The sequence below is a fragment of the Blastococcus sp. TF02A-26 genome, from assembly GCF_003319125.1.
Lineage (GTDB): Bacteria > Actinomycetota > Actinomycetes > Mycobacteriales > Geodermatophilaceae > Trujillonella.
Map to the genome: position 1 here is coordinate 1 of NZ_QOHG01000053.1, position 648 is coordinate 648.

General features: G+C 66.0%; 1 protein-coding gene. It reads right to left on the reverse strand.

Annotated features, from left to right (window positions below):
• On the reverse strand, positions 1-474 hold a 474-nt coding region (locus DQ240_RS23060), incomplete at its 3' end, for a leucine zipper domain-containing protein (protein WP_147262075.1).
• Between the last annotated feature and the right edge of the window lie 174 nt (positions 475-648).

Genomic DNA, 648 nt, shown 5'->3' on the forward strand with positions numbered 1-648 from the left:
GTCTGGGATCTTCCCGATCTTCTTCACATCCAGGTGCACCATGTGCCCCGGCCCTCTCGCGGTGATCTTCTGGGGTCGTTGGCGCAGGTCTTCTCCGGCCGGGGTCAGGTCCCGTAGGCGGGAGATCCCGAGTCGGTGCAGCCACCGTCTCACGGTACGAAGACACACCCGGTGGCCCTCGGAGACGAGGTGGTGATGGATGCGCCGTGCGGACCACTTGCGCTCCCGCCGCAGGGCGTGGATCCGGGCGACCAGGACCGGATCGAGCTGGGCAGGTGAACGGTGCGGCCGGCTGGGCAGGTCCTGAAGGCCGGCTTCTCCCTGGGCGCGGTAGCGGGCGACCCAGGTGGCCACCGTGGGCCGGCTCACCCGGAACTCGGCGGCCACGTGTGCCTGCGGGATCCCGTCGTGCAGGTGGCGGTGGACCATCCTGAGTCGGCCAGTGGGGGTCAGGGGTGCGTTAGCGTGAGTCATGAGTGGGTCTTTTCGGGCAGGTGGGTGGTGTAGGAACTTCCATCCTGCGGGAGAGGCCCACTCGTCTCATCTCAGCCCGGTACCCATGTCAAGAACCTCATGACCCACAACAGCTAGGCTGGCGCACGTGATCGACGTCAAGGACCTCATCGAGCCTGTCTCTTATACACATCT